This is a genomic window from Brevundimonas sp. KH_025, assembly GCF_057839885.1.
The window spans coordinates 2111254-2137375 of record NZ_CM174501.1; the positions used below are offsets into that span (position 1 = coordinate 2111254).

Genomic DNA, 26122 nt, shown 5'->3' on the forward strand with positions numbered 1-26122 from the left:
TTCTCTTAGTCCCCTATCGGCCCGCGCCCGGCGCGGTTGAGGGGTCCTGTTCAACATTCAGATTGGCCAGAGCCGCCGCGACCAGCGACGCCTTGGACCCGTTCGAGCCCTTGACCATGACGATGTCGCCCGGGCCGACCAGCTTGCCCGCCTCGGCGGCCAGTTCGGCGGCGGTGGCGCGCCACAGGCCGCGCCGCGACGGCGGCAGGGCGTCATGCAGACGGCGCATCTCCATCCCTGCGGCGTGAACCAGGTCCAGACCGGCGGCGGCGATGGGCTGGATCAGGCCTTCGTGCAGCGCGCGCGAATGCTCGCCCAGTTCCAGCATGTCGGTCAGGACGACGATGCGGCGCCCGCCCTCGGGAACCGGCTTGGCTCCCAGGCTGAGGAAGCCCGCCTTCATCGACAGCGGATTGGCGTTGTAGCTCTCGTCGATCAGAGTGAAGGCGCCGCCAGGGATGGCGACCGTCTTCATCTGGCCGCGTCCCGCCAAAGGCTGGAACCCGGCCAGGGCCTGCAAGGCCGTATCCAGCGACACGTCCAGCGCCCGCAGCATCAGGATGACGCACAGGCTGTTCAGGCCCCAGTGCACGCCCGACTGGGCCAGATGGTATTCGAGGCGATGACCGTCGATCTCGGCGGTGACGCGCGCGCCCTCGGCGTCGGCCTTGAAGCCCAGCAGGCGGGCGTCGGCGCCCGCGCCCGAGCCGAAGGTCTGCACCTTGGCGCCCGCCGCGACCGCCGCCTGACGCACCAGATCGGAATAGGCGTTGTCGGCGTTGACCACAGCCACGCCGCCGGGGACCAGGCCCTCGAAGATGGTGGCTTTCTCGCGCGCCACGCCCGCCTCGCCGTCGGCGAAGGCTTCGATATGGACCGGGCCGACCGTGGTGACGCAGGCGGCGTGCGGACGAACGAACTTGGACAGCGGCCCGATCTCGCCGGGCGCATTCATGCCGATCTCGAACACCGCGCGCTCAGTGCCGTGCGGCATCCGCGCCAGGGTCAGCGGCACGCCGATGTGGTTGTTGTAGCTCTTGATCGAGGCGTGGGCCGGACCGGCCAGATCGAGGCCCGCCTTGATCGCCTGGGTCACGCTGGTCTTGCCGACGCTGCCGGTGACGGCGCCGCGCAGGGGCGCGCGCTCGCGGGCGGCGACGCCCAGAGCCTCCAGCCCCTTCTGCGTATCGGGGACTAGGACGTAGGGCCCGCCCTCGACCGGACGGTCGACCAGGGCGACGGCGGCCCCGGCGGCGAAGGCGGCGGCGGCGAACTCATGCCCGTCGCGCGCGCCGTGCAGGGCCAGGAACAGGTCCCCGGGCGCGATCTCGCGGCTGTTGTAGGTCAGGCCCGACACATCAGCATCGGGTCCGTGAAGTTTGCCCCCGGTCGCCGAGGCGATGGCTTCGGCGGTCCAGAGCGGCGTTTGGGTGTCAGGCATGATCGCGCAGGGCTTCGGTCGCTTCGGTGGCGTCGTCGAAGGGATGGATCACCCCAGCGACGATCTGTCCCTGTTCATGCCCTTTTCCGGCGATCACCACCACATCTCCTTCGCGCATCAGCGATACGGCGTGGCGGATGGCCTCGCGGCGGTCGCCGATCTCGAGCGCATCAGGGCAACCGACACGGACCTGGGCGCGGATGGCGGCGGGGTCTTCCGAGCGCGGGTTGTCGTCGGTGACGATGGCCACATCGGCCAGACGGCCGGCGATCTCGCCCATCATCGGCCGCTTGGCGCGGTCGCGATCGCCGCCGGCTCCGAAGACGACGATCAGGCGGCCGGTCGCATGGGGACGCAGCGCGTTCAGCACCGTCTCCAGACCGTCCGGCGTATGGGCGTAATCGACATAGACCTCGCCGCCGCGCGCGCCCTCGCCGGGAATGCGTTGCAGACGACCTTGAGCGCCCTGGATGAACGCCATCGCCGGGATGACACGGTCGGCGTCCTCGCCGCCCGCGATGCACAGGCCCGCCGCCACCAGGGCGTTCGAGGCCTGGAAGGCGCCGGCCAGGGGCAGCAGGATGTCATGAACTCGACCGCGCACGTCGATGGTCAGGCGCTGGCCTTCCGGCGTCGCCCGGCGCGCCAAGAGGGTCAGGTCGCGTCCGCGCTCGCCCACGCCCATGACGCCCAGACCGGCCATGATCGAGGCCGAGGCGAAGGCCGAATAGGCGTCGGAATCGGCGTTCAGCACGGCGGTGCGACCGCGCGGCAGCAGGGCCTCGAACAGGCGCAGCTTGGCGGCGCGATAGTCCTCCATCGTGCCGTGATAGTCGAGGTGGTCCTGGGTCAGGTTGGTGAAGCCGGCGGCGCGAATGGCCACCCCGTCCAGACGGCGCTGCTCGATGCCGTGCGACGAGGCTTCGAGCGCCAGGTGCGTCACCTCCTTGGCGGCCAGTTCGGCCAGCAGGCGGGCGGCGTCGGCGGCGTCGGGGCTGGTCAGGCCGGGGCCGGTCAGGGCGTAGGTCTTGTCGCCCTTCTGACCCACCACGCCGAGCGTGCCCATGCTGGCCGACTTGAGGCCGAGGCCGGCCCAGATCTGACGGCAGAAGTTGGCCACCGAGGTCTTGCCGTTGGTGCCGGTGATGGCGACGCAGGTCTTGGGCTGGGGGCCGTAGAAGCTGCGCGCGGCCAGGGCGTAGGCGCGGTGCACGTCGCCCGAGGCGACCAGCAGAGGGGCGACGCCCGCAGGCGTGTCGGCCGGGGCCAGGATGGCGGCGGCGCCCCTGGCCAGGGCTTGCGGAATGAAGGCGCGGCCGTCGGCGGACGCGCCCGGCAGGGCCACGAACAGGGCGCCGGGGACGACCTTGCGGCTGTCGGCGGTGACGGCGGTGATCTCGGGGTCCGAGGCCAGGTCGCGGCGCAGGATTTCGGAAAGGCGAAGCGCGCTCATCGGCCGTCGCCCTCGACGTCCTGGAACTCGGGGATCTTCTCGCCCAGCGCCGTGGACCAGCGGTCGGCCTTGCGCTGAACGCCCAGGAAGGGGGCGATGCGGTCGGCGATCTTGCCGACGGCGGGCGCGGCGACATAGCCGCCGGTGCGCGGATACGAGGACGGCTCGTCCACCAGGACGAAGATGGTGTAGCGCTTGGCCGTCACCGGGCCGTCGGCGGGGAAGACGGCGGCGAAGGAGCCGACGGCGTGGGTCGGATCGTAACGGCCGTTGACCAGCTTGTTGGCCGAGCCGGTCTTGCCGCCGACCCGCAGACCCGCCGCGTCGGCGAAGCGGCCCGAGCCGCGCGTCACGTTGCGGCGCATCAGGTCCAGCATGGTGGCCGAGGTCTCGGGCGAGACGACCCGACGCGCCTGGGCGTTGGGCAGACCGCCCTTGCGCAGGGTCAGGGGAATGTAGCGCCCGCCGTTGGCCAGAGCGCCATAGGCGGCCACATACTGGATCGGCGTGACCATGATGCCGTAGCCGAAGGACAGGGAGGCCAGGGTCGAGTCGTCCCACTTGCGGACACGCGACGGACGGGCCGATTCCTTCAGCTCGATCGGGGCGGCGTCCAGCAGGCCCAGCCGCTGGAAGTAGTCGCGCATCACGTCGCCGCCCATTTCGACGGCCAGACGCGAGGTGCCGATGTTGGACGAGTGCAGATAGACTTCTTCCAGCGTCAGCACCTTGTTGGTGGCGTGGAAGTCCTTGATGCGACGCTTGCCGATCTGCAGCGCCTGCGAGGCGTCGAACAGGGTGTTCATGTCGGCCCGCCCGGTGTCGATGCCGGCGGCGACGGTGAAGCTCTTGAACACCGAACCCATTTCATAGTGGCCCGAGGTGACACGGTTCAGCGTCGCCTCGTCGGGCGCCGCGTTGCGACGATTGGCGTCGTAGGTCGGCCAGCTGGCCATGGCCAGGACCTCGCCGGTCTGGACGTCAGTGACCACGGCGACGGCGCCCTTGGCCCCGGCGGCCTCGGCGGCGGCGGCCAGTTCGTTCTCGACCACGCCCTGGACCCGCAGGTCGATCGACAGCTGGAAGTCCTCGCCGGCGGCGCCCGCCGCGCGGATTTCCTGGTCGAAGGCCAGTTCGGAGCCGGACACGCCCTCGCCGCCCGTATCGGCCCGGCCGATCAGGTGCACCGCCGAGGTTCCCAGCGGATAGACGCGGCGATCCTCGGGCTCGAACGAAATGCCGCCCAGGGCCAGGGCGTGGACCGCGCTGCGCTCGGACGGGGTCAGGCCGTTCAGCACCAGCAGGCGACGCTCGCCGCCCAGCACACGGTCCAGACGCTTGGCCGAGACGCGCGGCAGGGCGCGGCGCAGCTGGGCCTTGGCGGCGGCCGGATCCCAGATCTCGTTCGGGTCGATATAGAGGCCGTAGTGGGTGATGTTGGTGGCCAGCAGCTGACCGTTGCGATCCACCAGATCAGCGCGCGTCAGGGCGTTGGCGTTGAAGCCGGCGCCCGACCCGCCGCGCGGCGCGAACAGGGCGGCGTGGGCCGCGCCCAGGGCCAGGCAGGCGAAGACCGCCGAAAACACCGCCAGGATCAGGAAGATGCGGACGCGGGTGTCTTCTTCCGGACGGCCGTCGGCGCGGGCGCGCTCGAACGAATGCTCCATCCACCAGACGCAGTTGGCGACCCAGCGGCCCCAGGCGGCGAACAGGCCGCCGACCGACGGCCCCACCGACGCCCCTTGCGGGCGCGGCTGCGGACGGCCCGGCGCGGGGCGGCGATAGTCCATGCCGTGGTTATCATGCACGCTCAATGCAGGGTCTCCCCTGCAACCGGCGCGGCGGCCGGGGCGGGCGCGGCGGCGGCAGGCGCAGCCACGACCGGAGCCGGCGGCGGAGCGATGGCCGGCAGACCCGCCTCGACCGCCTGACGGCGGACATCGACCGGGCCCAGGCCGATTTCACGCGACAGGGCCTCCAGCCGTGCGGGTTGCTCCAGCCGGGTCGCCTCGGCGCGCAGCAGGCGGACGCGCTGGCGGTTCTCGCGGATCTCGCTCTCGATTCGGCTGATCTCGGCGCTTTCGCGGGCGGCGGCGGCCTTGGCGATATAGACCGAGAAGACCAGGGCGGCGACGCAGACCACGCCGATGATCTCGACGCAGCGCACGCCGCGGACCTTCCAGTCGAACAGGCGCTTCACCGGAACAGGGACGGCGATCATGCGCGCTTCCCTCCGCCAGACCTTCCTTCAATCGCGCCCCAGGCCGGGGCCTCGGTGCGGACAGCGGCGCGCAACCGCGCCGAACGGGCGCGGGGGTTGGCGGCCAGTTCGGCCTCGCCCGCCTCGCGCGCCCCCTTGAACATCAGGTCGAAGCTGGGCTTGCGGGTTTCCACCGCGACCGGGGCATGGCGCGAACCGCCGGGCGCATTGCCGGTGCGCTCGGTCATGAAGGCCTTGACGATGCGGTCTTCCAGCGAATGGAAGGTGACGACGACCAGCCGCCCGCCCGGCGCCAGGGTCGCCTCGGCGGCTTCCAGACCGCGCTCCAGCTGGCCCAGTTCGTCGTTGACGGCGATGCGCAGGGCCTGAAACACGCGGGTCGCCGGATGGATCGGCGCGCCGCGACGACCGCCCAGGGCCTTTTCGACCACCTCGGCCAGATCCAGCGTACGGCTGAAGGGCTGCTCGACGCGGCGGCGCAGGATGGCGGTCGCCACCCGGCCCGACTGACGTTCGTCGCCGTACTGCTTGAAGATATGGGCCATCGGCCCGTGATCCCAGGTATTGACGATGTCGGCGGCGGTCGGCCCCGTATCGCCCATGCGCATGTCCAGCGGGCCGTCGCGCATGAAGGAGAAGCCGCGCTCGGCCTGATCCAGCTGCATCGACGAGACGCCGATGTCGAAGACGGCGCCGTCCAGCTTGGCCTTGCCGCTCTCGGCGAAGGCCTCGGCCAGACCCGAGAAGGGGGTGCGGATCAGCTGGAACTGGCCCGGATAGGCGGCGGCGACCGCATCGGCGTGCGGCTGGACGGTCGGGTCGCGATCCAGACCGATGACCTGGGCGCCGCGATCCAGAATGGCGCGGGTATAGCCGCCGGCGCCGAAGGTGGCGTCGATGATGACGTCGCCCGGCTGCGGGTTCAGCGCCTCGAGAACTTCGGCCAGCAGGACGGGGGCGTGCGGAGACGTCATGCCGCGCCCCCGACCTTCACCGCCGAGGCCTGGCGACGCATCTCGCCGAACTGCTTCAGGCCCTCGCGCGCCATGCGGCGCTGCTCGGCGCGGTGCGCGGCCCACTTGTCCTTGTTCCAGACCTGGAAGCGCTCGCCGACGCCGTAGATGACGACCGTGTCCGACAGGTCGACCTCGGCGCACAGGTGCTCCGGCAGGGTGATGCGGCCGCCCGAGTCATAGGCCAGCGGCTTCTGCTCGCCGAAGATCGAAGCTTCCAGCGCCGAGCGGTAGGGATCGCCGAAGGGCAGGCTTTCGATGACGGCGCGGTATTCGGCGAACAGCTTGTCGCCGCCGGCTTCCAGGCAGTCGGCTTCGATGGAGGGGAAGCAGAAGACGCCGTGCTCGGCGCCGTTTTCGGCCGTGCGGAATTCCTGGGGGATCAAGAGACGGCGCTTGCCGTCCAGCTGCTTCTCGTAGGTCGAGAGAAACACGCTTTGCCCTATCGAGCCCTAGGCCCGCCCCTGAAGTCCGTTGATACGTCCACGCGCCGGGCGACAGCCCCTACTCATGAGGCTGTGGGATAGCATGGGATCAAATGGGCCTCAATGGGATTAGTTGACACCCTTTAACCAAATTTGCAGTTCGTCGAACGTCTCAGCAAGTGTAAAATGAGAACATACAGGCAACATCAATAGTATTCACAGCCTGTGGACGGCTTTTTTCGCCATGTTTTCAACGCAGGGGTTAATGGCGCCACCAGATCCCCTGCCCTCACCCAGGCGCACCACTTTGCCGCCGTCATCCTCGGGCTTGACCCGAGGATCGGGTCGTCCGCCTGCACGACATCGGCAAGGAAGAGCGCGCGCCACGCTCGATCCTCGGGTCAAGCCCGAGGATGACGGCGGAAATTGAACGGGAACGGGCCTCAAGTAGCCCGAAGGGCGATAGCCCCCAAACACGGCCTCAAGTAGCGCGAAGCGCGATAGGCCCAAGAAAATATGCCAGACGGCCTGTAAGCCGGGTTCTGTTCCGCCCCGAAAGGCGGCGACGATCATTCCTCTGGACCGCCCATTGCTGGACGGTTCTCGCGACCTACCCGGACGCCTCGGGCGGTGAACCCTGCGGCCGAAACCGCGCGACGTCCCTATTCGGTCTTGCTCCAGGCGGGGCTTGCCATGCCGCCGACGTTGCCGCCGACGCGGTGGGCTCTTACCCCACCCTTTCACCCTTCCCTGAGCCGAAGCCCAGGCGGTTTGCTTTCTGTGGCGCTATCCCTCGGGTCGCCCCGGGCGGGAGTTACCCGCCGCCTCTTCACCGTGGAGCCCGGACTTTCCTCGACAAGAGCAAGCTCTCGCCGCGACCGCCCGGCCGTCTGGCGGGGGCTAAGTGCGCGCGAACGCGGCGCGCGTCAATCCAGAACGCCGGTGACGCTGCCCGCCGAGGCCAGTTGCAGCAGGCCGACCAGGCGGGCGCGGGTCTCGCCGTCGGCGACGCCGTCGATGCGGTCGGGCCGCCAGTGGCGTTGGAAGGCCTCGATGGTCAGGCGGGTTTCATCGTCGTACTCGCCGCCCGGCTTCAGCCCATAACCCAGCCGATGCAGGCCCGAGCGCAGGACGATGACGCCCAGCCCCTCGTCGCCCGGCGACAGGTCGGCGCCCAGGGCGGCGACGCGCTCGGGCGCGGGGTCGAACCACAGGCCGTGCCCGGCCTCGGCCAGACGTTTCCACGGGAACAGCTCGCCGGGATCCTGCTTGCGGTCAGGCGCCGTGTCGGAATGGCCGAGGATGCGGGCGTCGGCGATGGTCCAGCGCGAGCGGATGTCGGCGATCAGTTCGATCACCGTGGCGATCTGGACCTCGGGAAAGGCGCGATAGCCGAACTCATGGCCCGGGTTGACGATCTCGACGCCGATGGAGGCGGCGTTGATGTCGGTCTCGCCCTGCCAGACGCCCCGGCCCGCGTGCCAGGCGCGCCGTTCCTCGGGCACCAGACGCAGGATCGAGCCGTCCTCGTCCACGACATAGTGGGCCGAGACCTCGGCCGAGGGATCGCGCAGACGAGCAACCGCCTCTTCAGCCGTCTGCATCCCGGTGTAGTGCAGCACCAGCATGTCCGGCGGGCCGCGCCGGGCGTTGAAGTTGGGGGACGGCGCGTCGGTGAAGCTCAGCATGACGCCCGATCAGCGCCCTTCACGTTCCCAGCCGTAGGCGACCCAGGTGTCGCCGACCTTCTGGGCGTCGATCACGCCCTCGTCGCGGCGGACCTTGGCGCTGCGGGCGCGACGGGCGCGGAAGGCGAAACCGGCGAAAAAGACGACCACCCCCGCGATCAGGGCGATCACAGCCACGGCGGCGGCGGTCAACACAGCCAGCACGGCGCCCACGGTCAAGGCCAAGGCCGTGGCGACGAGGCCGCCCAGCCAGACGAACGGCGCCAGCAGGCCGCCGGAGCGGCGACGGGCGTTGAAGTCGATCTGGGCGAAGGGGTCGGACTTAATCATGGAACTGCCTCTCATGGCGAACCGATGAAGGAACGCCTGAAACCCAATGTCGGTCCATCGACCTGAACGGTCAATGGACTGCGACATCACGCATCAGTCAGGGTCTTCGCCCTCAAAAAGCCGGCTGGTCGGCCAGCACCACCGCGCCGCGGCTGCGCAGGCGCTCGGCCTCGACACGATTCAGCATGGCCTGAGCCGCCGGATCGCCCATGACGTGACCGACCGAGACCATGGCCTCGGCCGCCTGGCCCGAGGCGCCGAAGGCCGAAGCCAGAGCCTCCCACGGCGACTGCGGCGTCGGGAAGCGCTTGAACCGCACCGACTCGCTGGTCGGGATGTTGGCCAGTTTGCGCGCCTTGATGATGGCCTCGTTCAGACCGCCCAGTTCATCGACCAGCCCCAGAGCCTTGCCCTGCGCTCCAGTCCAGACCCGCCCCTTGGCGATCTCGCGCACCCGTTCGACCGGCAGCTTACGGCCCTTGGCGACACGGGCGACGAACTCTTCATAGACGCGGTCCATCGAGGCGGCGAAGGCGGCGCGCTGGCCCTGATCGAAGGCTTGCGTCGAGGAGAAGGCGTCGGCGTAGTCGCCGCCGACCGACAGGCCGCGCATGTCCACGCCGAAACGGCCCAGCGCGTCCGCCAGCACGAACTTGCCGCCGAAGACGCCGATGGAGCCGGTCAGGGTCGAGGGCTGGGCCACGATCCAGTCGGCTTCCGAACTGATCCAGTAGCCGCCCGAGGCCGCATAGGCGCCCATGGACACCACCACCGGCTTGCCCGCCGCCTTGGCCGCGCGCACGGCGGCCAGGATCTGTTCCGACGCCTCGGGCGAGCCGCCCGGCGACGAAACGCGGAAGACGATGGCCTTCACGCTCTTGTCCTCGATGGCGTCATAGATGGCCTTGGCCGTGTCGTCCGATCGAATGTCCGAGCCGGAGCCGAACGGCGAGGCGTCGCCGCCGCGTCCCGTCATGATCGCGCCCTCGCCGCCGACGATGGCGATGGCCGACTTGCCCGAGCCGTTGCGCGCGCCCTGCATCGAGGCGTAGTCGCCGAAGCTGATGATCTTGGCGTCCTTGCCGGCCTTGGCCTTGGCGGCGGCCTCGGCTTCCTCGACCTGGCCGATCTTGTCGACCAGCTTCAGCGACAGGGCCTGTTCGGCCGAATAGGGACCGGCCTCGATGGTCGCCTTCAGCGCCTCGGGCGTGGTCTTGCGGTCGCGCGCCGTGTTGGCCAGGGCGCTGTCGTAGATGGAGGTCATCCAGGCGACCATCGCCTCGCGGTGCGGGCCCGTGAAATCGCTCTGCGTGTATTCGTTGACGGCGTTCTTGTACTCGTGGCGCTGCTCGAACTCGGGCTGGACGCCGTACTTCTGGAAGGCGCGGCCCAGGAAAATGTTGTCGGTGGACAGGCCGGTCGCCTGGAAGTTCGCCGTGTTCTGCATCCACAGCTGGTCGGCGCTGGCCGCGACCATGTAGCTGGAGACCACCGCGCCGATCGGCATGAAGCCCTGGCTGTGGGCGACGACCGTCTTGCCCGAGGCGCGGAAGCGGTTGATCGCCTGGCGCACCTCGTCGGCGGCGGCGGGCGTCATGCCCGTCTCGGGCGCGCGGACCAGCAGGACCTTGACGCTGTCGTCCCTCTCGGCCTGAGCCAGGGTGTCGACGATGTGCACCACCGACAGGCCCGAGCCGCCGAAGGCTGCGAACGGATTGGTCGGCTGCTGGTCGGTCAGCCCCTCGCGCAGGTCCAGCTCCAGCACCGAATTGGCGGGCGTGGTCGGCTTGGACGCCCCGGCCGCCGCCGCGAAGAACAACAAGGCCGCGATCGGCAGGACGATGAAAAAGGCCACGAGCCCGGCGAAGACGCCGAGCATGGTCAGGAAGAACTGTTTCATGAAAAAGGCGGCCGTCCGGTCAGCGGGCCACGCGCGGCCTGCCGCGAGCATAGGGCGCGCGCGCAAGGCGTCAAATGAAGGCGTGGTAATGAACGCAGAAAGGGCCCGCCGTCGCCGGCGGGCCCTCTCCTTGCGTTCCGTTCAGCCGATCAGCGGCCGATGTCGTAGGTCCCGCTGATGTCGATGCGGACGGTCAGTTCGCCCGCCGACACCGGGGTCGAGGCGCCGCCGGCGTCCATGGCCATGGCGCGGGCGTACATCGGACGCGGCTCCGGCGCATAACCGCCGCCCTCGGTCAGGGAGCGGACGCCGCCCAGCTGCACGCCCAGGGCCTGGGCATACAGCCGCGCCTTGTCCTGCAGGGCGCGCACGGCCAGCTGGCGAGCCTGGTCCTCGGCCGCCTTGGGGTTCTTCAGGCCGAAGGCGATGCCGTCGATCTGGTTGACCCCCGCCGCGACCACGGCGTCGGCCGTCGTGCCGACCTTGGTCAGGTCGTTGATGACCACGGTGACGCGGTTCTGGGCCTGATAGCCGCGCAGCTTGGGCGGCTCGTTCTGCTGATAGTCGTATTGCGCCGACAGGTTCAGGCCCGAGGTCTGGATGTCGCGCTCGTTGATGCCGGCGCGGCGCAGGGCGGCGATGACGCGGGTCATCTGCTGGGCGTTCTGGGCCATGGCTTCTTGCGCAGTCGCCGCCTCGGTGACGACGCCGAAATTGATCGTCGCCTGATCCGGCGCGACCTTGACCTCGCCATAGGCGGACAGGTTGAGGGCGGGTTGTTGAGCCATGGCGTGCACCTGCATCGGGGAAGAACCGCCGGGTTGCGACTGGGCCATGGCGGCCGGCGCCGCCAGAGTCATCAGGGCCGTGCCCAGCATCAGGGCGCGTGCGGTGCGGGTCATCATAGTCTCCGTGAAGTCCATCGGCCGGACGTGTTCGCCAGCCACGACCTACCTTGGCCGTTTCAGCCTGAACAAACGCTTCATCCCCCTGTGCAGGTTCCGTTCATCGGCATGAAAAGCGTGACAGGTCTGGGGCGTCTTTGCAGCAGGCGCAACGCCTGCTAGGCACAGCCTCTCCTCTCGGGGGCCTGTAGCTCAATGGTTAGAGCCGACCGCTCATAACGGTCTGGTTGGGGGTTCGAGTCCCTCCAGGCCTACCATCTTGTCGAGACCACTTAGAACTGCCTCAAAACCAGTTAAGAGCGGCTCAAGCGCCGATTACACCCGATCGAGCTCGCCTTTGTCGGACTTTGACTCAAAGGCGAAGTTTGAAAGGTCCGCTCAGGACCAGTGACCATTTGCATTCGTAATGATGGGGTCAGGTGTTCGAGTCACCTAAGCGGCACCACCTTTCCTGAGTAGCGTTAGATAGGGAGCCGACCCTGCGGGGCCGCTGCTGCACCCAAACCTGACAGCCCCTTGAGGCGACCGTTCGCCGTGTATACTGCTGTTCACCGATCAAGGCGCACCATTGACCGAGCCTGGGTGGACGAGCATGCAGCGAACGGGTCAACCGACGCCATGACCAGCCCATCTCTCAGTCAACGCGCCGTTGCGCCCGCCGCAGCTCCTTCCCGCCCAGGTGATCGCAAAGGCGTGTCGATAGCCGGTCCACAATCGCAGCCGATATCCCCCAAGCTATGGATAACCAAAAGAATGCTGAACAAAATTTCTGCCGCGATCGGCCTGATTGCGGTCATGGGCGGTCTTGCCGATAGCGCGAACGCCCGCACAACCCAGGTCGCAGAAGCGGACAACAAGACCGTCGCGATTGAACGCCTGGTTCAAAGCGAGATGGCTTCTCGCCGTATTCCGGGACTCCAGCTGGCGATCGTGAAAAACGGCGAAATCATATTCACGGGCGCTTACGGCCAGTCCGACCTCGAGACCACGAAGCCTGTAACGGAACGCACTGTTTTCGGCGTCAACTCGATCAGCAAGGCATTCACCGGCGTCGCGGCGATGCAGCTTGTCGAGGCCGGAAAACTCGATCTCGATGCATCGGTGACGCAATATCTCGAAGAGCTTCCGGCATCGTGGAATGAGATCACGGTCCGCCAGATCCTCACGCACACATCCGGCCTGCCCGAGATCATTGACGACAATACCCGACTGATCGACGGCGCCGAGCCCGACGCCGCCTGGGCGAAGGTGCAGGAACTTCCCCTGAAGTATGCGCCCGGGACGCAGTATGCCTACAATCAGACCGGCTATGCCCTGATGGGCAAAATCATCGAGAAGGTCTCGGGCAAGCGCTTCGTTGATTTCGTTCGCGAGGGGCAGTTCAACGCGGCGGGCATGGAGCAGGCACGCTTTGGACACACTGCCGATACTGTGCCCGAGCTCGCCTCGCTCTATACCTATTTGACGCTGCAGATAACGGACATGAGGACCGTCGGCGTCGAGCGCAGCGAGACCCCGATGGCGCGCCATGAGACGTGGCCCGCCTACATGCATCCCATGGCAGGCGTTCAGGCCACGGCCACGGATCTGGCCGCATGGGTTATCGCGCTGCAGGATCGGAAACTGGTCAGCGAAAGAGGTCTCGAACAGCTGTGGACACCGCATCAGCTGCCCGACGGAAGCTATCGCGGTTTCAACAGGACCATCAATGGCTATGGACTCGGCTGGCCGGTCATCCGCCGCGCGGAACATCCCGCAATCACGCCCACGGGCGGCGATCGCGCGGCTATCTTCATCTACCCCGAGGATGACCTTACGGTGATCGTTCTGACGAACCTCTTGGGCGCTGGGCCCCAGAGATTTGCTGACAAGATTGCTTCGCAATATATCCCCGGCCTCGCTGTCGAAAACTGACGATAACGTCTCGTCGCGAGTGCGGCCGGATTGGCGGTTGGCAAAAGCCGATCGGTTCAATGCAGGGCGCCGTCAGTCTAACACTAGGTGGCGGGGACCATTTAGGTTTCGGTCCTCGCCGCCTTGATCTTTGCGGAGCCGCAGACCCTGGAGGTCGCGTTTCTGGAGGTGAGCCAATGTCGGTTCATGGCGCTAACCCGCCCTAGCCTCGCGCTAAGGTGCGGGGTGCGATTGAGGCGCCCTTAGGTGGTCGGCTAAGTGGTGGTCGGAAAAAACGAGTGGCTTTTCAGGCCGGGGTTGAGCCACTCTTAAGTGGTCCCGACACCTTCGCGCCGCCGCCTGGGCCGCGCCTTCGGCCAGCCGGTGCAGGTCCCGGCCTGAACACCGCAACCAGTCGACGTCATCCAGCAGACGCTCCAGATCCGGCGCCGTTTCGCGCAATGCGTTCATGACGCCCCCGCCCCGCCGCGCGTCATGCCCGCGACGAGACCGATCAGCAGCCCGACGGCCAGGGCGCGATTGCCGGGATCGCCCGCGCGCGCCTCCTCCACCCTCAGGGCCAACTCGCGATCCAGCCACGCCAGATGTCGCGCGAAATTCTCGTCCGACTGCGATGCACCGCTCATCCCCGCCCTCCCCAAAACCGGCCTCACAAGACAGGCATGGACGAAGCTAGCGCGCGACCCACGAGACCCTCAAGTGAATTGTTCGCTTTTTGTTCTGATTCTTGCTGAGTGCCGTCCGCCCCTTTGTGCAGCGAAGCCGGAGCCTATATGGCGGTCTCCAGAAGGAGAGCCGTCATGTCCTATGTCGCCCGCGACGACCGCCCCGCCGACAAGGCTGAACGCTATGCCGAGGTCGAGGCCGAGATTCTGGCGGTGCTGGACGGCGAGCCGAACCGGACGGCGCGCATGGCGACGGTGGCCTCCATGCTGGCCGACGCCTTTCCCGTCTTCTTCTGGACCGGCTTCTACGTCGTGGACGAGGCCAAGCCGCAGGAACTGGTGGTCGGCCCCTATCAGGGCACGCTGGGCTGTTTGCGCATCCCCTTCGGGCGCGGCGTCTGCGGCGCGGCGGCGCGCGACCGCCAGACCCAGGTGGTCGAGGACGTCCACGCCTTCCCCGGCCACATCGCCTGCGACAGCCGCTCGGCCAGCGAGATCGTCGTCCCGGTGCTGGACGCGGCGGGCGACCTGATCGCCGTGCTGGACGTGGACGCGACCGAGAAGGCCGCCTTTGACGCCGTGGACGCCGAGGCGCTGGAGCGTCTGATGACCAGGGTGTTCGCGGCCTGATGCGCATCGGGGTCGATTTCGGCGGCACCAAGATCGAGGCGGCGGCGCTGGATGACGCGGGCGCCTTCGCCGCGCGAATCCGCGAACCCAATCCAGGCAGTTACGACGCCGCCCTGGCCCTGGTCGCGGACCTGATCGCGCAGGTCGAGGCCGAGGCGGGACCGGCGCGCTCGGTCGGCCTGGCCATTCCGGGGTCGCCCTCGCCGCGCACCGGCCTGATCCGCAACGCCAACTCGACCTATCTGAACGGCCGCCGCCTGGCCGAAGATCTGGAGACGACGCTTGGCCGCCCCGTGCGGCTGGCCAATGACGCCAACTGCCTGGCCCTGTCCGAAGCCGTGGACGGCGCCGGCGCCGGCGCGTCCAGCGTCTTCGGCGTCATTCTGGGCACAGGCTGCGGCGGCGGACTGGTGATCGACGGCAGGCTGGTCGAGGGCGCGCACGGCGTCGCCGCCGAGATCGGCCATATCTCCCTGCCCTGGCCGTCCGCCGAGGAAGCCCCCGGCCCGGCCTGCTGGTGCGGGCTGCACGGCTGCCTGGAGACCTGGGTGTCTGGCAGCGGCTTCCAGCGCGATCACCAGGCGACGACGGGCCGGGCCTGGAAGGCTCAAGCCGTCATCGAGGCCGCGCGTCAGGGCGACCCAGGCGCGGTGACGGCGCTGGACCGCTACATCGACCGGCTGGGACGGGCGCTGGCCATGGTGGTCAACCTTGCCGATCCGGAGACCTTCGTCCTGGGCGGCGGCATGTCGAACGTGGGCGAACTGTATGATCGCCTGCCCGAGATCGTGGCCCGCCACGCCTTCTCCGATCACTGGGACGGGCGGATCCTGGCCGCCAGGTGGGGCGATTCCTCGGGCGTGCGCGGCGCCGCGCGGCTCTGGGGCGATTGATCCCGCCACGGGCGCCGCTATGGTCCGCGCCGAACCATCAGGGAGCGGGACAATGAGCGAACGGGTCGTAGCGATCACCGGCGGACACGGCGTGCTGGGCAAGGCCGTGGTCGAGGCCGCGCTGGCGCAAGGGCTGAAGGTCGCGGTCATCGACCACGCCAGCGGCCATGTCATGCCCGAAGGCGTGCTCGAGGTCGGCGGCGTCGACCTGACCGACCCGGCCGCCGCGAAACAGGCCGTCGAAACGATCGCCGCGCATTTCGGTCGTCTGGACGCCCTGCTGAACATCGCCGGCGGCTTCGTCTGGCAGGGGATCGAGGGCGGCGACGACGAATGGAGCCGAATGTTCGCCCTGAACCTGACCACCGCCCTGAACGCCAGCCGCGCCGCCCTGCCCCATCTGAAGGCCTCCGATGAAGGCCGGATCGTCAACGTCGGCGCCAATGGCGCGCTGAAGGCGGCGCACGGCATGGGGGCCTATGCGGCGTCGAAATCGGCGGTGCATCGCCTGACCGAGGCCCTGGCCGAGGAGTTGAAGACGACCTCGGTCACGGTCAACGCCGTCCTGCCCTCCATCATCGACACGGCGGCCAACCGGGCCGACATGCCTGACGCCGACCCGAAGAAGTGGGTCGCGCCCGCCGATCTGGCCGCCGCCATCCTGTTCCTGGCCTCGCCCCAGGCGCGGGCGATCACCGGCGCCCTGCTGCCGGTCACGGGCCGGGTCTGATGCGGGCGCGCAGCGTCCTCTACCTGCCCGCCTCCAACGCCCGCGCCGTCGAGAAGGCGCGCGGCCTGACATGCGACGTGGCGGTGCTGGACCTCGAGGACGCGGTGGCGCCCGAGGTGAAGGCCGAGGCGCGGGCGGCGGCGGTCGCGGCGGCGCGTGAAGGCGGTTTCGGCCCGCGCCTGGCCGTGCGGATCAACGGACTGGACACGCCCTGGGGCGCCGACGACCTGGCGGCGCTGCGGGATGCGCCGGTCGATCTGATCGTCGCGCCCAAGGTCGAGAGCGCGACCATGGTCCACGCCCTGTCGCGCGACCTGCGGCCCGGCGTCGATCTATGGGCCATGATCGAGACGCCGCGCGCCCTGATCGACCTGAAAGACATCGCCGCAGCGAACGGCGCGCTCAGCGGCCTGATGCTCGGCGTCAACGATCTGGCCAAGGATCTGAAGACCGGCGCCGCGCCCGACCGCGAGCCGCTGAAGCCCTGGCTGGCGGCGGTCGTGGCCCACGCGCGGGCCAACGGCCTGACGGTGATCGACGGCGTGTTCAACCGGATCAAGGACGAGGCGGGCTTTGCGGCCGAATGCGCCCAAGGGCGGCTCTATGGCTTTGACGGCAAGAGCCTGATCCATCCGTCGCACATCGAGGGGGCCAATGCGGCGTTCGGCGCGTCGGTGGACGAGATCGCCTGGGCGCGCACCGTGGTCGCCGCCTTCGCCACGCCCGAGGCCGAGGGGCTGGGCGTGGTCCGCGTCGAGGGGGAGATGGTGGAACGGCTGCATCTGGCGGCGGCTGAGGAATTGCTCGCCAAGCTCTAACCCGCTCATCCCGGCGGACGCCGGGATCCAGTGAGAGCCGCACACGCCGCCTCGACCCTTCTCGCGAGCCAGAGTGGCGCCCCGCGGATGAAGCCAAAGAACTGGATTCCGGCGTCCGCCGGGATGAGCGGAGAAAGGGTGGCGCGCGGACTCAGCAGACCCTAGACACGCACAAGCATGACCATGACGCCCCTACCTTCACCCGCTTCCCTCACCCGCGCCTGGGTCTGCGCGCCCGGCGTGCTGAAGACGCCCTTCCTGAAGACCTTCCTTCCGGACTACGACCTGTCGGCCCTGCCGGGGCCGCAAACCGAGGCCGTTCTGGGCTGGGGCATGAAGCCGACGGCGGCGGTGGGGCGGCGCTGGGCCGAGAAGAACGGCAAGCCCTACATCGCTCTGGAGGACGGCTTTCTGCGCTCCGTCGGCCTGGGCGAGAGCGGGGCGACCAGCCTCAGCCTGATCGTCGATGATCTCGGCGTCTATTATGACGCGACGCGGCCCAGCCGGCTGGAGCAGTTGATCGAGACGGCGCCAGACTGGTGCGACGCCGCCATGCGGAGCCGATCCCGCGGCCTGATCGACCGCATCACAGCCTCGGGCGTATCCAAGACCAATATGGGCGGCCCGCTGGACACTGGCCTGCTGAAACCCGGCCGCCGGGTGCTGATCGTGGATCAGACGTTCGGCGACGCCTCCATCGGCTATGGACTGGCCAGCGAGGCCAGCTTCTCGGACATGCTGGCGACCGCGCGGCGCGACGAGCCGGGCGCCCAGTTGATCGTCAAGCGCCACCCGGCCGTGGCGGCGGGACGCAAGCAGGGCTGCATCCCGGCCGGCGAACTGGACGGCGTCACCCTGATCGACAGCGACGTGCGGCCCGCCGACCTGCTGGCGGCGGTGGACGCGGTCTATGTCGTGACCTCGGCCCTGGGGTTCGAGGCCCTGTTGCGCGGCCTGCCGGTGCGCTGTTTCGGCGCGCCCTTCTATTCGGGCTGGGGCCTGACGACGGACGCGGTGCAGACCGGGCGGCGCGGCGCGGCGCGCGATCTGGAACAGGTCGCGGCGGCGGCGCTGATCGCCTACACCCGCTACGTCGATCCAGTCACAGGCCGGCGTTGCGAGGCCGAGGCGGCGCTGGAGCGGCTGATCGCCCTGCGCGACCGGGCCGACCGGCTGGCGGGCGACTGGGCCGCCGTCGGTTTCGCCCCGGCCAAGCGGCCGCCGGTGCGCCGCCTGCTGAACTCGCCCAAGGGCCGCGTCCGCTACTTCTGGCGCGCCAAGGCCGCCGTCGCCCATGCCCGGGCGACGAACGGCAAGCTGATCTGGTGGGCCGGCAAGGAGACGCCGCAAATCCGCGCCGCCGCCGATGCCTTCGAAGGCTCCGTCGTGCGCATGGAGGACGGCTTCATCCGTTCGCGCGGCCTGGGCTCCGACTTCTTCGGCGCCCTGTCGGTCGCCCTGGACGATCAGGGCGTCTACTACGACCCGACCCGGCCCAGCCGGCTGGAAAGCCTGATCGAGGCGGGCGAGTCGTCGCCGGATCGGGCGGCGCGCGCCGAGCGCCTTCGCGCCCGCGTGGTCGAGGCAGGGCTGTCGAAATACAATCTGAAGGGCGCGGGCGTCCCGGCGTCCTGGCCGACTGACAAGCCCACCCTGCTGGTCGTGGGACAGGTCGAGAACGACCGCTCGATCATGATGGGCTGCGGTCCGGACCTCCGCACCAACTCCGGCCTGGTGAAGGCGGCGCGGGCGGATCATCCCGACGCCTTCCTGATCTATCGCAACCACCCCGACGTGACGGCGGGCAACCGGCCGGGCCTGCTGGACCATGCGGCGATGGAGGAGGTCGACGCCTCGGCCGACGATCTGGACATCGTGGACTGCCTGAACGCCTGCGACCGGCTGGCGACGCTGACGTCGCTGACCGGGTTCGAGGCCCTGATGCGGGGCAAGCCGGTCAGCGTCTACGGCCGGCCCTTCTATGCCGGTTGGGGGCTGACCGACGATCGGATGACCTTCGAGCGCCGCACCCGCCGCGCCTCGCTGCAGAGCGTCATCCACGCCGCCCTGATCGGCTATCCCGTCTATGTCACGCCCGAGGGCTGGCCCTGCGAGGCTGAAGATCTGGTCGAGGCCCTGATCGCGGCGCGCGATCACCCCCTGCCCGCCCCGCCGCGCGGCCGGATCAACAGATGGTGGCGCGGCATCAAGGCCAGTCTCGACCGGAGCCTTCCACCGGCCTATTGAGGGGGTTCGTTATCGCTACGGACCTGTCCGGCCGCGAGGCGCCCGAACTTCGCCGCAACGCGCGCCCACAAAACCGGACGCCGTCAGGGAGCCAACTCCCTCATGCAGCGAGGCGCCGCGCGCCGAGCGTTAGGGAACTAAAAAGTGCAAAAAGCCGTCATTTCCGCCACCGGCCTGTTCACGCCGGAGCAGTCCGTCTCGAACGCCGAACTGGTCGCCGCCTACAACGCCTGGGCCGACGGCTGGAACGCCGAGAACGCCGAGGCCATCGCCGCCGGCGAGCTGGAGCTGAAGACGCCCTCTTCGGAAGCCTTCATCGAGAAGGCCTCGGGCATCAAGTCGCGCTTCGTCATGGACAAGAGCGGCATCGTCGATCCTTCAAGAATGCTGCCCAACCTGCCCGCGCGCGGCGACGACGAACTGTCGATCCTGGCCGAAATGGCCGTCAAGGCCGCCCAGGAGGCCATCAAGGCCTGGGGCAAGCCGGTCAGCGATATCGGCGCCGTCATCTGCGCCGCGTCCAACATGCAGCGCCCCTACCCCGCCATGGCCATCGAGGTGCAGCAGGCCCTGGGCATCGAGGGCTTCGCCTTCGACATGAACGTCGCCTGCTCTTCGGCCACCTTCGGCATCAAGACGGCGGCGGATTTTGTCGCCACAGGCTCGGTCAAGGCCGTGCTGATGGTCAATCCGGAGATCTGCTCGGCCCACCTGAACTTCAAGGATCGCGACAGCCACTTCATCTTCGGGGACGTGGCCACCGCCGTCATCGTCGAGGCCGAGGATCAGGCCGGACCGGGCGGCTGGGACATCGTCGGGACGAAGCTGAAGACCAGCTTCTCGAACAATATCCGCAACAATTTCGGCTTCCTGAATCGCGCCGCCCTGCCGACGGGCGAGAGCGAGCCGGTGTCTTCGGACGGCCTGACCGACAAGATGTTCGTCCAGCAGGGGCGCAAGGTCTTCAAGGAGGTGGTGCCCATGGTCTCGGACATGATCCTGGACCACGCCGCCGAGTTGAACCTGGACCCGCACGGTCTGAAGCGGATGTGGCTGCACCAGGCCAACATCAACATGAACACCCTGATCGGCAAGAAGGTGCTGGGCCGCGAGCCCGAGGCCGAAGAGAACGTCATCATCCTGGACGACTACGCCAACACCTCGTCGGCCGGATCGATCATCGCCTTCCACCTGAAGAACGACGGCTTCGCGCCGGGCGACACGGGCCTGATCTGCAGCTTCGGCGCGGGCTATTCGGCGGGCACGGTCTTTGTGCGAAAGCGCGGCTGATTGAGATAACAGGAATCATTATTTCCGCAGCGCTTGCACTGTTCGCAGAATTTTGCAAACCCTTACAGGTGTCGAGAACGAGGGGGGACGGCGCCCGAATGACTCAGACAGTTTCACCCTGGGCGGAGAAGCTCAGCGATCCCTTGGCCCACGACGTGGCCACGGTGCTGAAGCATATGGGCGGATCGGCCCATATGGACATCGTGGTCAACTGCGTCGCGGCGATGAAACGCCAGCGCGGCGAGTCCGTGACCCATGACCTGAAGATGAAGATCATCGAAGTGTTCGAGCGCTACCGCGACTTCTTCATCAAGCCCTTCGGCGAGAACTCGCTGCGCTGGGCGCTGGCGCCGGGCGTGACCTAAACCGCATCCCTTCGGCCAAACGAAAGGCCCGCTCCTCCCGGAGCGGGCCTTCGTCGTATCAGGCGTCAGCTGAGGAGGAAGGACCGCCTCAGCGGTCCTTTTCGCGCTCCTCGCCGGAACGGGCCGACAGCGCGGCCTGGGCGGCCGCCAGACGGGCGATCGGCACGCGGTAGGGCGAGCAGGAGACGTAGTCGAGGCCGACGCTCTCGCAGAAGGCGATGGACGACGGGTCGCCGCCGTGTTCGCCGCAGATGCCCATCTTCATGTCCGGCTTGATCCCGCGCCCGCGCTCGGCGGCGATGCGGATCAGGTCGCCCACGCCGTCCTGGTCCAGACGCACGAAGGGATCGGTCTCGAAGATGCCCTTGTCCAGATAGGCCTGCAGGAAGTGGCCCGAGTCGTCGCGGCTGATGCCGAAGGTGGTCTGGGTCAGGTCGTTGGTGCCGAAGCTGAAGAACTCGGCGTATTCAGCCAGATCGGCGGCGCGCAGGGCGGCGCGCGGCAGTTCGATCATGGTGCCGACCAGGTATTCGACGCTGTCGCCGGCATCGGCGAACACGGCCTTGGCCGTGCGGTCGGTCAGTTCGCGCAGGAACTTCATCTCCAGACCCAGGGCGACCAGCGGGTGCATGATCTCGGGGATCGGGGCCAGGCCCGACGCCTTCTTCACCTCCAGCGCCGCCTCGAGGATGGCGCGGACCTGCATCTCGTAGATCTCGGGATAGGCCACGCCCAGGCGGCAGCCGCGGTGGCCGAGCATGGGGTTGGTCTCATGCAGTTCCCGCGCGCGACGCTTCAGCTTGGCGGCGTCCAGGCCCGAACCAGCGGCCAGGGCGTCGATGTCGGCGTCCGTGTGCGGGATGAACTCGTGCAGCGGCGGGTCCAGCAGGCGGATCGTCACCGGCAGGCCGGCCATGATGGTGAACAGGTCGGCGAAGTCGGCCTTCTGGAAGGGCGCGATCTTGGCCAGGGCGATGCGGCGGCCCTGCTCGTCGTCGGCCAGGATCATCTCGCGCACGGCGGCGATGCGGGCCTCGTCGAAGAACATGTGCTCGGTGCGCGACAGGCCGATGCCCTCGGCGCCGAAACCGCGCGCGGTCTTGGCGTCCAGCGGCGTCTCGGCGTTGGCGCGGACTTTCAGGCGACGCACGCCGTCGGCCCAGGCCATCAGGGTCTGGAAGTCGCCCGTCAGTTCCGGCTCGATCATGGCCACGGCGCCGTCCAGCACCTCGCCCTTGCCGCCGTCGATGGTGATGACCTCGCCGGCCTTGAAGGTGCGGCCGCGCGCGGTGAAGGTCCCGGCCTTCTCGTTGATCGAGATCTCGCCGGCGCCGGAGACGCAGGGCCGGCCCATGCCGCGCGCCACGACGGCGGCGTGGCTGGTCATGCCGCCGCGCGCCGTGACGATGCCGCGCGCCGCGTGCATGCCGTGGATGTCCTCGGGGCTGGTTTCTTCGCGCACCAGAATGACGGCGTCGCCGACCTGCGACAGGCGCTCGGCCTCGTCGGCGTCGAAAACGATCTTGCCGGTCGCGGCGCCCGGCGAGGCCGGCAGGCCCGCCGCCACCACGGTGCGGGCGGCGTTGGGGTCCAGCGTCGGGTGCAGCAACTGGTCGAGGGCGGCGGGCTCGACCCGCGACACGGCCTCTTCCTGCGAGATCACGCCCTCGGAGGCCAGATCAACGGCGATCTTCAGCGCCGACTTGGCCGTGCGCTTGCCGTTGCGGGTCTGCAGCATCCACAGACGGCCCTGCTCGACCGTGAACTCGATGTCCTGCATGTCGCGGTAGTGGCTTTCCAGCCGCCCGACCACGTCGACGAACTGGCCGAAGACGACCGGCATGGCCTCTTCCATCGAGGGGGCGGTCTCGCCCATTTCCTCGCGGCCCGCCTGGGTCAGGGACTGCGGCGTGCGGATGCCCGCGACCACGTCCTCGCCCTGGGCGTTGATCAGGAACTCGCCGTACAGCTTGGCTTCGCCGGTCGAGGGGTTGCGGGTGAAGGCCACGCCCGTCGCCGACGTCTCGCCCATGTTGCCGAACACCATCGACTGGATGTTGACGGCCGTGCCCCAGCTTTCGGGGATGTCGTGCATGCGGCGATAGAATTTCGCGCGGTCGTTCATCCAGCTGGCGAAGACGGCCGAAACGGCGCCCCACAGTTGGTCATGCGGGTCCTGCGGGAAGGGCTGGCCCAGTTCGCGCTCGACCAGAATCTTGTAGTCGCCGACGACCTTTTCCCAGTTCTCGGCGGTCAGGTCGGTGTCGATCGAGACGCCCAGACGATCCTTGTGGTCGTCCAGAACCTCCTCGAACTGGTCGTGGCCGATGCCCAGGACCACGTTGGAATACATGGTGATGAAACGACGATAGGAGTCGAAGGCGAAACGACGGTCGCCCGACAGAGCAGCCAGACCCTCGACCGTCTGGTCGTTCAGGCCCAGGTTCAGTACCGTGTCCATCATGCCCGGCATCGAGGCCCGCGCGCCCGAGCGCACCGAGACCAGCAGGGGGTTGGACGCATCGCCGAAGGTCTTGCCGACAATGCCCTCGACGGTCTTCAGGCCTGCAGCGGCCTGTGCGGCCAGTTCGGCCGGATAGGTCTCGCCGTTGGAGTAATAGTGGACGCAGGCTTCCGTCGTGATCGTGAAGCCGGGCGGCACCGGAAGGCCGAGAGACGACATCTCGGCCAGGTTCGCGCCCTTGCCGCCGAGAAGGTTCTTCATCGACGCGTCGCCGTCAGCGGAGCCCCCGCCGAAGCCGTACACCCACTTGGTCATCTTGCAGTCCCTGAGCCGTGGTCTGTCGCGCGGGGCCTTGAGTCCCGGCACGGTGGCCCTCACTAGCGCGCTGCACCTGCGAAGGCGAGGCCGGGGGCGTAACAATCCGTGTGAGGATGTGTCAGCGCACCTTTTTCCTTCTCCCCTCGAGGGAGAAGGTGGCTCGCGCCAGCGAGACGGATGAGGGGGCGGGCGGAGGCCGGACTGAAGGCGTCGCGTTTATGGACACGTCCCCCTCATCCGAGCGGCTCCGCCGCCCACCTTCTCCCTCGAGGGGAGAAGGATCAGAAATCAGCCCGCGATCTGGCCGAAGTCCGCGACCCGACCCATGACGCCGCGCACCTGACCCAGCAGCTTCAGGCGGTTCTCGCGCTCCTCGGCCACGTCGGAGTTGACCATGACGCCGGTGAAGAAGGCGTCCACCGGACCGCGCAGGGCGGCCAGGGCCGTCATGGCGGCGGCGAAGTCTTCGGTCTCCAGCGCCGCGTCCACGGCGGTCGCGGCGGCGGCGGCGGCAAAGGCCAAGGCGGTTTCTTCCGCCGGCTGGTCAGCCAGGCCGGTGGCGACGGCGCCCTCGGGCAGCGGCCCCTTCTTCTCCTCGGCCTTGAGGATGTTCGACGCCCGCTTGTAGCCGGCCAGCAGATTGGCCCCGTCGTCCGTGGCGAGGAAGGCGGCCAGCGCCTCCACTCGACGCACGATCCGCACCAGATCGTCGTCGCCCAGAGCGAAGACAGCGGCCACGAGGTCGTGGCGCTGACCCTGATCGCGCAGCAGGACGGTCAGACGGTCGGCGAAGAAGGTGCCAAGCTCAGCCGGATCAAGCTTACCGAGAGCACCGGTTGGTTGCTCAGCGCGAACGCGATCAGCGACTTTACCGATCTGGGTCAGCGGCATCCGCACCCCGTTCTCCAGCACCAGCCGGATCACGCCCAGCGCGGCGCGGCGCAGGGCGTAGGGGTCGCGCGAGCCCGTGGGCTTTTCGTCGATGGCGAAGAAGCCGACCAGGGTGTCCAGCTTCTCGGCGATGGCGACGGCGACCGTGACCGGGGCGGTCGGGACCGTGTCGCCCGGACCCTGCGGCTTGTAGTGGTCGCGCACGGCGTCGGCGACGGCGTCTGGCTGGCCAGCCAGACGGGCGTAGTAGCCGCCCATGACGCCCTGCAGTTCCGGGAACTCGCTGACCATGCCCGAGGCCAGGTCGGCCTTGGACAGGCGCGCGGCCTGTTCGGCCTGATCCGCGTCGGCGCCGACCAGAGGGGCGATCTCGCGGGCCAGCGCGGCGATGCGGTCGACGCGTTCAGCCAGGGTGCCGAGCTTGGCGTGGAAGGTGACGCCCTTCAGCTTGTCGTTCCAGGCGTCGAAGCCGACCTTCTGATCCTCGTCCCAGAAGAAGCGGGCGTCGTTCAGGCGGGCCGACAGGACGCGGCTGTTGCCGGCGGCCAGGGCCTTGCCGCCGTCGGTAGCCTCGACGTTGGCGACGACGAGGAAGTTCGGGGCGAGTCCATCCTTGGCCGGATCGCGCACAGCGAAATACTTCTGGTGCACCTTCATCGACAGGCGGACCACTTCGGGCGGCAGCGACAGGAACTGCGGGTCCATGTCGCCCAGGATCGGCGTCGGCCATTCGGCCAGACCCGCCACCTCGTCCAGCAGGCCGTCGTCATCGACCAGAGCTAGACCGCGCGCGGCGCAGGCGGCCTTGGCGGCTTCAAGAATGCGCAGCTTGCGGTCGGCCACGTCCAGCAGAACGAAGTCGCGTTCCAGCTTGGCGCGATAGTCGGCGAAGTCCTTGACCGCGAACGGCTTGCCGCTGCCGAGGAAGCGATGCCCCTCGGTCACGTCGCCGCTGTGGATGCCGTCGATCTCGAACGGCACCACCGCCCCGTCGAACAGGGCGACGATGCGCTTGATCGGGCGCACCCAGCGCAGGGTGCCGGCGCCCCAGCGCATCGACTTGGGCCAGGGGAAGCTGCGGACGATCTGATCGACGGCCTCGGCGAAGACCTCGGTCGTCTGGCGGCCCTTGCTGCTGATCTCGGCGAACCAGACGCCGTCGCGCTCGACCAGTTGGTCCTGCGTCAGGCCGGTCTTGCGCAGGAAGCCTTCCAGCGCCTGAGCGGGGGCCGAGGTCTTGGGCCCCTTGACCTCTTCGTTGCGGTCCTCGGCGGCGGTCGGCAGGCCGTCGATCACCAGCGTCAGGCGGCGCGGCCCGGCGAAGACATTCAGCGCGTCCCAGGTCAGGCCGGCGGCCTTCAAACGCTCGGAGGCCATGCGCTCCAGGTCGCGCGCTGCGCCCTGCTGCATGCGGGCGGGGATTTCTTCGGAGAAGATTTCGAGGAGAAGCTGGGGCATTCGATTAAATTCCGTCATCCCCGGACAAGTCGCGGAGCGACGCCGATCCGGGGACCCAGACGG

Annotated in this window: 21 protein-coding genes, 1 tRNA gene and 1 other RNA gene; 9 read left to right on the forward strand and 14 right to left on the reverse strand. The window is 68.5% G+C overall.

The annotated features are described in order from the left end of the window. Window positions 1–13: 13 nt before the first annotated feature. The 11 genes from AC3IS2_RS10420 to AC3IS2_RS10470 all read right to left on the reverse strand — a co-directional run bounded on the left by AC3IS2_RS10420 (window position 14) and on the right by AC3IS2_RS10470 (window position 11373). Complete coding sequence (locus AC3IS2_RS10420; protein WP_489197673.1) at window positions 14–1441, reverse strand: UDP-N-acetylmuramoyl-tripeptide--D-alanyl-D-alanine ligase; 1428 nt, start codon at window positions 1439–1441, stop codon at window positions 14–16. Next, window positions 1434–2894, reverse strand: a complete 1461-nt coding sequence (locus AC3IS2_RS10425) for a UDP-N-acetylmuramoyl-L-alanyl-D-glutamate--2,6-diaminopimelate ligase (RefSeq protein ID WP_489197674.1) — start codon at window positions 2892–2894, stop codon at window positions 1434–1436. The genes AC3IS2_RS10420 and AC3IS2_RS10425 overlap by 8 nt, the downstream gene beginning before the upstream one ends. Continuing rightward, window positions 2891–4684 (reverse strand): peptidoglycan D,D-transpeptidase FtsI family protein, encoded by a 1794-nt coding sequence (locus tag AC3IS2_RS10430; protein ID WP_489200142.1) that lies wholly within the window; start codon window positions 4682–4684, stop codon window positions 2891–2893. The genes AC3IS2_RS10425 and AC3IS2_RS10430 overlap by 4 nt, the downstream gene beginning before the upstream one ends. 20 nt (window positions 4685–4704) lie before the next feature. Beyond that, the gene (gene ftsL / locus AC3IS2_RS10435) at window positions 4705–5115 is read right to left on the reverse strand and encodes a cell division protein FtsL (RefSeq protein ID WP_489197675.1); all 411 of its coding nucleotides are present in this window, start codon (window positions 5113–5115) and stop codon (window positions 4705–4707) included. Further along, window positions 5112–6089 carry a 16S rRNA (cytosine(1402)-N(4))-methyltransferase RsmH gene (gene rsmH / locus AC3IS2_RS10440; protein ID WP_489197677.1) on the reverse strand — a complete coding sequence of 326 codons (978 nt, stop codon included), beginning with the start codon at window positions 6087–6089 and terminating at the stop codon, window positions 5112–5114. Before rsmH ends, ftsL begins: the two co-directional genes overlap by 4 nt. Beyond that, window positions 6086–6562, reverse strand: coding sequence for a division/cell wall cluster transcriptional repressor MraZ (locus AC3IS2_RS10445; protein ID WP_489197678.1), 477 nt, complete (start codon window positions 6560–6562; stop codon window positions 6086–6088). Before AC3IS2_RS10445 ends, rsmH begins: the two co-directional genes overlap by 4 nt. A gap of 506 nt (window positions 6563–7068) precedes the next feature. After that, window positions 7069–7447: RNase P RNA component class A (gene rnpB / locus AC3IS2_RS10450), an RNA gene on the reverse strand. A 32-nt stretch (window positions 7448–7479) separates the two neighbouring features. After that, entirely contained in the window at window positions 7480–8241 is a 762-nt protein-coding gene (locus AC3IS2_RS10455; RefSeq protein ID WP_489197680.1) for an N-acetylmuramoyl-L-alanine amidase, read from the reverse strand. A gap of 9 nt (window positions 8242–8250) precedes the next feature. Beyond that, complete coding sequence (locus AC3IS2_RS10460; protein WP_489197681.1) at window positions 8251–8571, reverse strand: hypothetical protein; 321 nt, start codon at window positions 8569–8571, stop codon at window positions 8251–8253. Between the two features lie 112 nt (window positions 8572–8683). Further along, on the reverse strand, window positions 8684–10471 hold the full coding sequence (gene sppA / locus AC3IS2_RS10465) for a signal peptide peptidase SppA (RefSeq protein WP_489197682.1): 1788 nt from the start codon (window positions 10469–10471) through the stop codon (window positions 8684–8686). Window positions 10472–10620: 149 nt separating this feature from the next. Then, the gene (locus AC3IS2_RS10470) at window positions 10621–11373 is read right to left on the reverse strand and encodes an SIMPL domain-containing protein (RefSeq protein ID WP_489197683.1); all 753 of its coding nucleotides are present in this window, start codon (window positions 11371–11373) and stop codon (window positions 10621–10623) included. A 184-nt stretch (window positions 11374–11557) separates the two neighbouring features. On the opposite strand from AC3IS2_RS10470, the gene AC3IS2_RS10475 reads away from it, so the two are divergent. Both AC3IS2_RS10475 and AC3IS2_RS10480 read left to right on the forward strand, forming a co-directional pair. Then, window positions 11558–11633: transfer RNA gene (locus tag AC3IS2_RS10475), tRNA-Ile, on the forward strand. Between the two features lie 496 nt (window positions 11634–12129). Then, a complete protein-coding gene (locus AC3IS2_RS10480; protein ID WP_489197685.1) occupies window positions 12130–13290 on the forward strand; it encodes a serine hydrolase domain-containing protein in 1161 nt (386 codons plus the stop codon). A 446-nt stretch (window positions 13291–13736) separates the two neighbouring features. On the opposite strand, the gene AC3IS2_RS10485 is transcribed toward AC3IS2_RS10480, so the two are convergent. Further along, a complete protein-coding gene (locus tag AC3IS2_RS10485) occupies window positions 13737–13916 on the reverse strand; it encodes a hypothetical protein (RefSeq protein ID WP_489197686.1) in 180 nt (59 codons plus the stop codon). Between the two features lie 174 nt (window positions 13917–14090). Here AC3IS2_RS10485 and AC3IS2_RS10490 point away from each other — a divergent pair, with 174 nt between their 5' ends. The 7 genes from AC3IS2_RS10490 (at window position 14091) to AC3IS2_RS10520 (ending at window position 20928) form a co-directional block, all read left to right on the forward strand. Continuing rightward, the gene (locus tag AC3IS2_RS10490) at window positions 14091–14585 is read left to right on the forward strand and encodes a GAF domain-containing protein (RefSeq protein ID WP_489197687.1); all 495 of its coding nucleotides are present in this window, start codon (window positions 14091–14093) and stop codon (window positions 14583–14585) included. Then, the gene (locus tag AC3IS2_RS10495; RefSeq protein ID WP_489200143.1) at window positions 14582–15478 is read left to right on the forward strand and encodes an ROK family protein; all 897 of its coding nucleotides are present in this window, start codon (window positions 14582–14584) and stop codon (window positions 15476–15478) included. Before AC3IS2_RS10490 ends, AC3IS2_RS10495 begins: the two co-directional genes overlap by 4 nt. 52 nt (window positions 15479–15530) lie before the next feature. Next, window positions 15531–16208, forward strand: coding sequence for an SDR family NAD(P)-dependent oxidoreductase (locus tag AC3IS2_RS10500; RefSeq protein ID WP_489197688.1), 678 nt, complete (start codon window positions 15531–15533; stop codon window positions 16206–16208). After that, window positions 16208–17026, forward strand: a complete 819-nt coding sequence (locus AC3IS2_RS10505) for an HpcH/HpaI aldolase/citrate lyase family protein (protein WP_489197690.1) — start codon at window positions 16208–16210, stop codon at window positions 17024–17026. The genes AC3IS2_RS10500 and AC3IS2_RS10505 overlap by 1 nt, the downstream gene beginning before the upstream one ends. 177 nt (window positions 17027–17203) lie before the next feature. Then, window positions 17204–19273, forward strand: a complete 2070-nt coding sequence (locus AC3IS2_RS10510; RefSeq protein WP_489197691.1) for a capsule polysaccharide biogenesis protein — start codon at window positions 17204–17206, stop codon at window positions 19271–19273. A 144-nt stretch (window positions 19274–19417) separates the two neighbouring features. Beyond that, window positions 19418–20563 (forward strand): beta-ketoacyl-ACP synthase III, encoded by a 1146-nt coding sequence (locus tag AC3IS2_RS10515; RefSeq protein ID WP_489197693.1) that lies wholly within the window; start codon window positions 19418–19420, stop codon window positions 20561–20563. A 98-nt stretch (window positions 20564–20661) separates the two neighbouring features. Continuing rightward, the gene (locus AC3IS2_RS10520; RefSeq protein WP_489197694.1) at window positions 20662–20928 is read left to right on the forward strand and encodes a hypothetical protein; all 267 of its coding nucleotides are present in this window, start codon (window positions 20662–20664) and stop codon (window positions 20926–20928) included. Between the two features lie 88 nt (window positions 20929–21016). Here AC3IS2_RS10520 and ppdK read toward each other — a convergent pair whose 3' ends face one another. Together ppdK and glyS are read right to left on the reverse strand one after the other, a co-directional pair. Further along, window positions 21017–23707 carry a pyruvate, phosphate dikinase gene (gene ppdK / locus AC3IS2_RS10525; RefSeq protein ID WP_489197695.1) on the reverse strand — a complete coding sequence of 897 codons (2691 nt, stop codon included), beginning with the start codon at window positions 23705–23707 and terminating at the stop codon, window positions 21017–21019. Window positions 23708–23998: 291 nt separating this feature from the next. Continuing rightward, window positions 23999–26059 carry a glycine--tRNA ligase subunit beta gene (gene glyS, locus AC3IS2_RS10530; protein WP_489197696.1) on the reverse strand — a complete coding sequence of 687 codons (2061 nt, stop codon included), beginning with the start codon at window positions 26057–26059 and terminating at the stop codon, window positions 23999–24001. Window positions 26060–26122 lie beyond the last annotated feature (63 nt).